The sequence below is a fragment of the Acidobacteriota bacterium genome (assembly GCA_022562055.1).
GTDB lineage: Bacteria > Actinomycetota > Acidimicrobiia > Spongiisociales > UBA5794 > BMS3BBIN02.
In genome coordinates this window covers 23,967-33,646 of record JADFQA010000034.1, presented here as the reverse complement: position 1 = coordinate 33,646, position 9,680 = coordinate 23,967, and the positions used below count along the sequence as shown (strand labels likewise).

Sequence of the window (9,680 nt, the reverse complement as noted above, 5' to 3'; positions counted from 1 at the left end):
CATTTTGGCCAACGAGCGGGCGGTTTTCACCAAACCTGACGCCTCACGACCAGACATGACCAAGAACCTGGTCAACCACCCCGTCGTTGACAACCGGTACCCCATGCGGGGAATGTCACGGCGTTCTAACTCATCAACCGCGACCAACAACCGTGCCGTGGTGACATCGACCTGATGTTTCAGATCAACAACCGTCTTCTCTATCTCATCGTCAAACATGCGCCCAATGGCGTCAGCGAAACCCTCGCCGTCCTCAACCGAGAGCGTCACCGATCCGACACGGTAAACGTACTCATACCCCGAAAAGTAACACCAACCCCCGACACGAAACGACCCAAAACGCCACCCCAAAAAAGAAAACTCGGAAAAAATTCCGGCGCCGTTCGAAGTCGAACTGGACCGGTGTCGATCCGATGCAATCGTTGGGTCAGTTTCTGGCAGAGGCGATCGATGCAATCACGTCGTGCATCGCGCTTAGTGTGTGCCCGCTCAACAGCTCATCGGTGAAGGGAAGAGCTGCCGCCATGCCACCGACGAGCGGTTCAAAATCGTTGGCAGCCGAGCGGGGGTTGATCCAGATGATCCGGTGAGCCATCCTCCGGAGTCGCAGCATACGCTGTTGGAGAATGTCGGTAGGATCAGCGTCCCACCCATCCGATGCGATGATCACGATTGCCCCTCGTACCGCATTGGACCAGATCGGACTGGCTAAAAGCTGATGGATGCTGGAAGCAATCTTCGTTCCATCGAACCGATCGATGACTTCTTCGGACAAGCGATCTATTGCACGCAACGGATCGCGGTCACGCAACTGTGTGGTTACTCGACGCAAAGATGTTGAGAAGATGAATACCTCGGCGTGCCCGTGAGTGACAAGACCCCTCATGAGATGCAAATAGATCCGACTGAAAGCCTCCATGGAGCCACTCATGTCCGCAAGCATGACAATCTTGCGCGGTCGACGACGTAAACGCCGGTGCACAAGTCGGATCGGCTCGCCACCGGTTGCGCGTGCCACGCTCATCGTGCGTCGAAGATCGATCGATCCGGGACGGTTGGCAGGCCGAAAACGACGGGTCCGTCTCGTGGGAAACGTAATCAACATGGCATCAAGCCAACCACCGATCAGATCGAGTTCGTAGATGCTGAGCTGCTCGAATGGCGTGTCTGCGAGATGACTGAAAGCAGAAGGTAGCAGCTCGGACAAAACAGATTCATTGCCGCCGTCGTCATCATCATCGTCGTCGTCCCCGTCGTCGACGATGATGGGCCGAGCGTTCGTGACAATTCTCCCCCGCACAATGTCCGTCGCGGCGGGGGTTCGAATAACCGTTCCCTGGGGCTTGACGATTGGCCGGGGTACAGCACGCTGCCGGGGATTGATCGACAGGCCTCCACCTTCGAAGATTTGGTCGAAAACTACATCGAACACATCAAGGTCATTTCGATCGTGTATCAAACACGTTCGGGCAACCCAATAGAGAGTGATGGCATCAGTCGGGGCACAATGCGACATTGCTTCGCTGAAGCGGGTGGCCGAAGGCACCCCGACTTCTACCCCGGCGTTCCGTAGGCGATCGGCGAATGCCGCTACAAAGATGGCGCTGTCGACATTCCGAAAGATCGTCGCGGCGGTCACTGCCGCTCATACAAGACAACTCGCCAGAATAGGATCAGCACGGCGATCACCGCGATAACAGGAACGACTCTCTTGAGCACCGCCCCGCTGGCGACCGCGGTGAGGTCGAGAGCCTCAACTTCAGTGTCGTCACCGATCGTGAGTATCGATTCTGCATCGTCGCCTTCCGGCCCCGAGTGAGCAGCACCCTCTTCTCGTTGCTCGCGGATCTTGTCTTCGAGGCACTCAACAAACTGACCGATCAGCTTGTTGGACACGTCGATCATGACGCCGCGGCCGAATTGGGCGACCTTGCCGCTGATCTTGAGATCCGTGTCGATGTTCACCACGGTAACATCGCCGTCGGATGTCAGTTGAGCGACGATTACGGCGTCTGCGTTGCCAGAGCCGCGTGAGTCCCGTCCCTTCGCCAAAATCTCTGCCCGATATGCAGTGTCATCTTTTGACACGAAGATGGCAGTGCCCAAGTACTCGGCGGTGACGGGCCCCACCTTGATCTTGATGGTGCCGCTGTATGTTTCGTCTTCAACTGACGTGAGTCTCGCTCCAGGCAAACACGGCGTAATCGCCGGCAGGTCGGTGAGAAACTTCCATGCCACCTCGATAGGGGCGTTGACCCGAAATTCGTTCTCAATTTTCATGGTGCTCGGTCTTCCATTCATTTGTCCGATTGGTCTTGATCACGCGGAGGTCTCCACAGTGAGTTCTTGAGATGACAAAGCCTCGGTCGTCCGTCGGTGGTCGTCAGGCGTCTTAACCACCGCGCTAAGCGTCGCTTGCACGCTGGCATTGTCGAGTTGCGTGATGCCCAAGGCATGGAGTGCGCCGACCCAGTCGATCACCTCGGAAACTCCTGGTGGTTTGTCGAGGTCGAGAAGCCGTGCTCGGCCAACAAACGCGGTCGCCGCCGATACGAGGGGTTCGGCGGCGCTTGGTACGTTTCGTCGCACGATCTGCGCGACCCTCTCGACCGACGGAAACTCGATCCAATGGTATAAGCAGCGTCGTTTGAGGGCGTCGTGCAGTTCGCGGCTTCTGTTTGATGTCAGGATTACCACCGGGTCGACAATCGCGCGAAAGGTGCCGAGTTCTGGAACCGTCACAGACTGTTCACCGAGGAACTCAAGTAGCAGCGCCTCGAACTCGTCATCCGCCCGATCGATCTCGTCGATCAACAACACGGCTGGAGTTGGCCCAGGGTGTCGGACAGACTTCAGCAGCGGACGATCGAGCAGAAACTCTTCGGAGCAAAGGTCGGCCGAGGTGACACTATTGTTCGATACTTCGGCGATCCGTATGGCCAACATTTGCTGCGCGTAGTTCCACTCGTACAGCGCTTCCGAGACGCTGATGCCTTCATAACATTGGAGGCGGATCAACGGTCCATCGAGGACCGCAGCCATTGCCTTGGCCGCTGTTGTCTTGCCAACGCCAGGCTCGCCTTCGAGTAGTAGTGGTTGCCGAAGAGCCTGGGCCAAGAACAGCGCAGTGGCAAGACCCTCGTCAACGAGGTAGTCAGCTCCGTCGAGCGCCGTGATGAGCGTCTCCCGATCGGTGAAATCGGTCACGAGTTTGACTCACTGGCCAATAGTTGGCGGTAGTCGTCCCACGTGTCAACATCTCCAGGCACAACGCCGTCAACGAAAATTTCATCAACCGGATAGCGACCAGATTCGAGGAGCTTCCATACCGCCTTGTCGCCTTGGAGCTTGCGTAGATCGTCAAAGATTTCCCTCCCAAACCACAACGGATGGCCCCGCCCGTCGGCATAACGAGATACAGCAAGGGGACCGTCGGCATCGGCAACGAACCGGTTCATCGTCGAGGTAGAAACGTCTGGCTGGTCACCAAGAAGCAAAACGATACCTTGGGCCTTGGCGTCAACCACGTCGAGGGCGGCCAAGATCGACGAAGAACATCCCGCCGTAAAGCGCACGTTTTCGACGACCACTGCAGCTCCAAAGTCAATTGATGCCCGCACCTCGGAGGCAGCTCCTCCGATGGCGACGACAACCTGAGCGAACTCTGCGCCGAGCGCGTTGTCTACCGCGGATTGCAACAGGGGTTTGCCTCGGTAGGGCAGCAACTGTTTAGGCTGTCCCATTCGCTGCGAGGCACCGGCACCCAGAACAAGTCCCACTACAAACCTGTTCACAGGGTGAGACCGATTTCCTCGGCATAGCGTGTCCGACAACCTGAGTTGCAGAACCAATGGTCAATGCCGTCAACGACAAGGTGTGGAGTGTCGTGAGCAACGACCACCGTCATGCCGCACACGGGGTCAAGTGCAGATTCGGGTCTATCGGTCACAATCGGCGACGTCGGCCTGAGCCCCTCTTTTCGAACGGCCCGAACTAATTCGGCCAAGATCGAAAGTGCAATTTCTTCGGCCGTTTTGGCGCCGATGTCGATCCCTATCGGCGTTCTTACAATGCGTCGCTCGTCCTCGGACAGATTGAGCTCGACGAGAACGGCTTTCCCCCTTGCCGCGCTCGCAACCAGTCCGATGAATTTCACTCCCCCGTCGAGAGCGGTTCGAATCGCCTCGCCTTCGAAACGGCCATGGCTAGATATGAGAACAGCCACGCAGTTGTTTAGGTCCAACGTTTTCGGGTCGCAGTTTTGGACCAGAAATCCAAGGTGACCAGCGAAGAGCTCGAGCGCGCTCGCAATGGGCGACGTTCCGACCAGAGTGACTCTCGGTGACGGCAGCATCGGCTCAAGGAAGACCTCGACGGCACCACCCGAGAGACAAGGGTTGACGACCGTTTTAGCCCCTTCGCTCTCGGGGAAGTCGTCTTCGCCCTCGGGCAGAATTCGCAACAACAGGGCCTCGCCAGAATCGAAAATAGAGGCCGCCGCCGCGCGCACAGAACTCTCCGCACACTGACCTCCAACAAATCCCTCGATCGTTCCGTCAGCCAAAATGATCGCTGAATCTCCAGGCCTTGTTGAGGTCGGGCACTGCGCTCGCACGACGGTCGCCTGCACAAAGGCAATATCCTGTGCCGTAAGTTCTGCGGCGCGATCAGCCTGACGTCGATGGGCCAGCATCGATGTCAGATCGGCGGAGTGTGGTTGCCCTGCATGGCCTCCCACACCCGCGACGGTGTCAGTGGCATGTCGGCGTGCCGAACGCCGTACGGCTTCAGGGCATCGACGATTGCGTTGACAACAGCTGGAGGTGAACCAACCGTTGCCGACTCGCCAATTCCCTTTGCGCCGATCGGGTGATGCGGCGACGGCGTGACGGTGTAACCGGTCTCCCATGTTGGCGTTTCCAACGCCGTGGGAATCAGGTAGTCCATGAACGAACCAGCAAGGCAGTTGCCGTCCTCATCGAACGAAACCATCTGCATCATTGCCATGCCAATGCCATCCGTTAGGCCGCCGTGCACTTGCCCTTCAATGATCATCGGATTGATCTGTGTGCCGCAGTCGTCGACCGCAATAAAGCGTCGTACTTTGACAACAGCAGTACCGGGATCGATGTCGACGACGCAGATGTATGCGCCGAACGGGTACGTCAAGTTCTCCGGGTTGTAACAGATCTGCGCCTCGAGTCCGCCTTCGACTCCCTCGGGCAAGTCACCGGCGCCGTAGGACCTGAACGCAATCTCTTGAATCGTCACCGATTTAGACGGATCGCCCTTCACCGAAAACGAACCCTTGTTCCACTCAAGGTCCGCAACGGAAACTTCCAGCATGCCGGAGGCGATGATCTGTGCCTTGTCGCGCACCTTGCGGGTCACGAGGGCCGCGGCAGCACCCGACACCGGCGTGGACCGGCTCCCGTAGGTGCCCAGACCGAACGGCGTGTTGTCGGTATCGCCCTGCACAACTTCAATGTCTTCTGGAGGAATGCCGATTTCTTCCGAGACTATCTGCGCAAATGTTGTCTCGTGTCCTTGACCCTGTGACTTCACCGACAGACGTACCACCGCCTTGCCAGTGGGATGAATACGGAGTTCGCAGCCGTCGGCCATTCCGAGACCCAGGATGTCCATGTCCTTGCGGGGCCCTGCGCCCACGGCCTCAGTGAAAAATGAAACACCGATACCCATCAGCTCTCCGCGCTCACGTTTCTCAGCCTGCTCGCGACGCAGTTCGTCATAACCAGCCATGTCCATGGCCTTGCGCATCGCCGGCTCGTAGTTGCCCGAGTCGTACACCCATCCCGTTTTCGTCGTGTACGGAAACTGCTCGGGCTTGAGAAGGTTCTTCAGACGGAGTTCGGCTGGGTCCATTTCCAATTCGTATGCGAGACAGTCGACAAGACGTTCCACCATGTAGACCGCCTCGGTGATCCGGAAAGAACACGCGTACGCGACGCCGCCCGGCGCCTTGTTCGTATACACGGCCGTCATCTTCGTATACGCTGCCTCAAGGTCGTAGCTGCCTGTGAACACACCAAAGAACCCGGCAGGGTACTTGGCGGGCGAGGCGACCCCGTTGAATGCTCCATGGTCCGCAAGCACTTCGCTGCGTACCGCGAGGATCTTTCCATCCTTCGTGGCTGCGATTTCGGCCTTCATGATGTAGTCACGGGCAAATCCTGTGCTGACCAGGTTCTCGGTACGATCCTCCATCCATTTCACGGGCTTGCCGATCACCAGCGAAGCCACAATCGCACACACATACCCGGGGTAGATCGGCACTTTGTTGCCGAAGCCTCCGCCGATATCGGGCGCAATTATCCGAATTTTATGTTCCGGTAAACCTGTGACCAATGCATAGATGGTGCGGTGCGCATGCGGTGCCTGCGACGTGCACCACAGCGTCAACTTGCCCGACACACGTTCGACGTCGGCAACACATCCGCACGTTTCCATCGGTGCAGGGTGAACTCGCGGGTAGATAATTTCCTCGCTGACTACGACGTCGGCGCTGTCGAATACCTCAGCGGTCGCGGCCTCGTCACCGGTCTCCCAGTCAAAGATCCGGTTGTCAGTCTTGTCTTCAAGGTCATCGCGAATCAACGGAGCATCGGCATCAAGCGCCTTACGAACGTCGATTACCGGATCAAGCCGCTCGTAGTCGACAACGATGAGTTCAAGCGCGTCGCGCGCCGAGTATCGGTCCTCAGCGACAACGAAGGCGACCTCCTGGTGCTGGAATCGAACCTTGTCGGTCGCCAACACTGCCTGTGTGTCGTTGGAGAGGGTCGGCATCCACGCCAGACCTTTCTCGGCAAGATCCTCACCTGTGATGACCGCAACCACCTTGGGGTGAGCAAGCGCCGCCGACGTATCAATGCTGACGATTCGGGCATGCGCCATTGGGGACCGCAATATCGCGAGGTGCAGCATGCCAGGAAGCTGGATGTCATCAACAAAGTTTCCCATCCCGCGAATCAGTCGAGGGTCTTCTTTCCGCAGTAATCGACCGAATCCGATCGGCCGTTCTTGCTCTTCTGCTGCCTCGGTCGGAGTTTCGGTTGTGGTCATGATGTACTCCCGATCGCAGCTTCTAGCTGATTGTTAGCGGCCCACTGAATGGATCGCACGATGGTTGCATACCCCGTACAACGGCAGATCTGGCCAGAAATGGCCTCCCGGATCTCGGCATCACTCGGGTCGGCGTTCTTGTCTAGAAGTGCCCGTGCGGTCAGCATCATGCCGGGTGTGCAAAAGCCACACTGCAACCCATGGCATTGCATGAATCCCTCCTGTATCGGGTCAAGGACCCCATCCACTTCGAGGCCTTCGACGGTTGTAATGTCGTGGCCGCCGGCCATTGCCGTAAGCATCGTGCAGGACTTCACCGGCTCGCCGTCGACTAGTACGACGCACGTCCCGCAGTTGCTGGTGTCACAGCCCCAATGAGTTCCTGTGAGACCGACTTGGTCTCGGATGAAATGCACGAGAAGGAGGCGAGGCTCGATCTCCTCGCTGATCTCTTGGCCGTTGATGGTCATGTTCACCTGCATCTCAGGCCTCCTGTCCTTGGACTCGGGCCACAGCCCGCCGTAGTGCTCGCCGGGTAAGTTCTTTCGCAAGGTGCGTCTTATAGGCAACCGTCCCTCGTAGATCGTCTTGGGGGGCGCAGTTCGCAGCCGCAATCTCTCCTACTGCCTCGTAGAGGTCTTCGGACGGCACGACATTGTGGAGCGCGTCGGACACAGGTCCAATCAAAGTGGTGTTCGGGCCGACAGCTGCAAGTCCGACCCTTCCATCGGCGATTCGATCACCATCCATCCAGATTGCAGCACCCGCCGAGACTATTGCCCAGTCGCCCGCTCGACGTTCAACCTTTTCATACGCGCTACCTGAGTTGGGTTTCAGCGGAATGCGGATTTCGGTCAGCATTTCAGCGGGACCCACTGCTGTCTCGTAGGGTCCAACGTGGAAATCGCTCATCGATACGACACGCTCTCCACTGGTCGATTTGATCACGCAGGACGCATCGAGTGCGTTGCATACCGCGGTCAGATCCTCTGAAGGGTCGGCTTGGCAGAGCGATCCGCCGAGCGTTCCACGGTTACGAACTACCGGGTCGGCAATGACTTTCTCTGCATCGCGAAAGATCGGGAAGTGCTGAGCCAACAAGTCAGAATCAAGCAAATCACGATGCCGCGTCATCGCTCCGATCCGAATTTCCCCCTCCGCCTCAGTGATGTAGAACAGTTCTGTGAGATCGTTGATGTCGATCAGATATTCAGGATTCGCGAGTCTGAGCTTCATCATCGGCAGCAGACTGTGGCCGCCAGCAATGAATCTCGCCTCCTCACCTAAACGCTCTCGCAACGCGATAGCATGCTCGACGCTAGTGGCCCGCTCATATTCGAACGGCGCAGGTACTTGCATTTCAGGCTCCCAGGTCGGGTACAATCCGAATCTACCGACGCATCCCCGCATCGGTCAATAGTGACTTAAGGGATGCCTTAAATCGCTTGATAGATGCTGACAACATCAGAAAGTGCGGGTACGTGACACCGACACAGCTAAGAGCGTTTGCAGCGATCGTCAGACACGGCACCGCCAAGGCGGCGGCTGACGAATTGGGAATCAGCGCGGCGGCCATCTCTTCTCACACCGCAGCGCTGCGCAAGGAGTTGAACGACCCGCTCTACCATCCGTCGTCGGCCGGGCTGGCATTTACTCCGGGCGGGTTACGGTTAGCAGCTCGGGCGCAAGAACTCTTGGGATTGCAAGAACAGACCCGTCAAGAAGTGCTCGCCGCCAGCCGCGGTCAGCGGGTATTGAGACTGGCAACCACAAGTCTCTTTGCCGAATACGCCGCTGCGGGTCTTCTAGAACTTTTCAAGAAGCGCGCCAACGACATCGAGGTCGAGATGAGCGTCCACCCGAGCCACCGGGCTGCCGAACTCCTCTCGTCTCGCCAAGCCGACATCGTTATCTCCCCGATGAGTCCTATCTCCACACACAGTTTTCGGAGCAGCCAGTTTCTAAGGTACGAGTTGGTAATCGTTGCGAGCGCCAATCACCCGTTGGCAAAGAGTCGAGGCGATGCGGCGACTCTCCGCTCGCAGACATGGTTCCTTGGTCCATCGGCTGCTGAAGAGCGTGGCGCAACTGCTCGCCTGCTCAAGCGCTTCGCCGTGCCTGAAGAAAATCAACGAATATTTCAGAGCCACGCCGCTGCCATCAGCGAGATCCAAACCAACGGAGGCATTGCAATCCTTCCTGATTTTCGGACCGCCAGCTATCTAGCCAATGGAAGCCTCAAGCGAATTTCCGCTCGGGGTACGACGGAATCTGGTGTGTGGACGGCCACGTCTCTGGTCTCGTCGCAGACCACAGCCGTGGCCGCCGAACTCATGCGTTTCATCACGACCCCCCGAGCCACCCGAGCGATGCTCTCGGGTTCAGGCGCCAACATCCGGCATTTCCGACCGAGTGTGCATGTCACGTTGTGGAATTAGTCGGATTTCGTCAATCCTCTCAGCCATTTTCTAGATCAGCAACCAGTCGATCACTATAGATTCGGAAAACAGTTCGGTCCTTCTACTCAGTACGGATTCTGTATCCGGCAAGCTCGGACCGATTTGCGCCAAATCTCATCCCTCCGATCGTGAAGA

General features: G+C 57.7%; 10 protein-coding genes. 1 reads left to right on the top strand and 9 read right to left on the bottom strand.

Annotation, left to right across the window (positions count from 1 at the left end):
- From IIC71_11930 to IIC71_11890, 9 genes are all read right to left on the bottom strand, one after another.
- A partial coding sequence (locus IIC71_11930) for a hypothetical protein (protein MCH7669889.1) occupies nt 1-270 on the bottom strand: 270 nt, incomplete at its 3' end.
- Nucleotides 271-427: 157 nt separating this feature from the next.
- Complete coding sequence (locus IIC71_11925; protein ID MCH7669888.1) at nt 428-1,639, bottom strand: VWA domain-containing protein; 1,212 nt, start codon at nt 1,637-1,639, stop codon at nt 428-430.
- Complete coding sequence (locus IIC71_11920) at nt 1,636-2,280, bottom strand: SRPBCC family protein (protein ID MCH7669887.1); 645 nt, start codon at nt 2,278-2,280, stop codon at nt 1,636-1,638. Before IIC71_11920 ends, IIC71_11925 begins: the two co-directional genes overlap by 4 nt.
- Before the next feature lie 39 nt (nt 2,281-2,319).
- Nucleotides 2,320-3,207, bottom strand: coding sequence for a MoxR family ATPase (locus tag IIC71_11915; protein MCH7669886.1), 888 nt, complete (start codon nt 3,205-3,207; stop codon nt 2,320-2,322).
- Complete coding sequence (locus IIC71_11910; GenBank protein ID MCH7669885.1) at nt 3,204-3,743, bottom strand: nucleotidyltransferase family protein; 540 nt, start codon at nt 3,741-3,743, stop codon at nt 3,204-3,206. Before IIC71_11910 ends, IIC71_11915 begins: the two co-directional genes overlap by 4 nt.
- 47 nt (nt 3,744-3,790) lie before the next feature.
- Nucleotides 3,791-4,693 carry an XdhC family protein gene (locus IIC71_11905; protein MCH7669884.1) on the bottom strand — a complete coding sequence of 301 codons (903 nt, stop codon included), beginning with the start codon at nt 4,691-4,693 and terminating at the stop codon, nt 3,791-3,793.
- Nucleotides 4,694-4,698: 5 nt separating this feature from the next.
- The gene (locus tag IIC71_11900) at nt 4,699-7,086 is read right to left on the bottom strand and encodes a carbon-monoxide dehydrogenase large subunit (GenBank protein ID MCH7669883.1); all 2,388 of its coding nucleotides are present in this window, start codon (nt 7,084-7,086) and stop codon (nt 4,699-4,701) included.
- Nucleotides 7,083-7,568 carry a (2Fe-2S)-binding protein gene (locus IIC71_11895; protein ID MCH7669882.1) on the bottom strand — a complete coding sequence of 162 codons (486 nt, stop codon included), beginning with the start codon at nt 7,566-7,568 and terminating at the stop codon, nt 7,083-7,085. Before IIC71_11895 ends, IIC71_11900 begins: the two co-directional genes overlap by 4 nt.
- Nucleotide 7,569: 1 nt before the next feature.
- Nucleotides 7,570-8,445, bottom strand: a complete 876-nt coding sequence (locus tag IIC71_11890; protein MCH7669881.1) for a xanthine dehydrogenase family protein subunit M — start codon at nt 8,443-8,445, stop codon at nt 7,570-7,572.
- A gap of 122 nt (nt 8,446-8,567) precedes the next feature.
- On the opposite strand from IIC71_11890, the gene IIC71_11885 reads away from it, so the two are divergent.
- Complete coding sequence (locus tag IIC71_11885; protein MCH7669880.1) at nt 8,568-9,524, top strand: LysR family transcriptional regulator; 957 nt, start codon at nt 8,568-8,570, stop codon at nt 9,522-9,524.
- Nucleotides 9,525-9,680 lie beyond the last annotated feature (156 nt).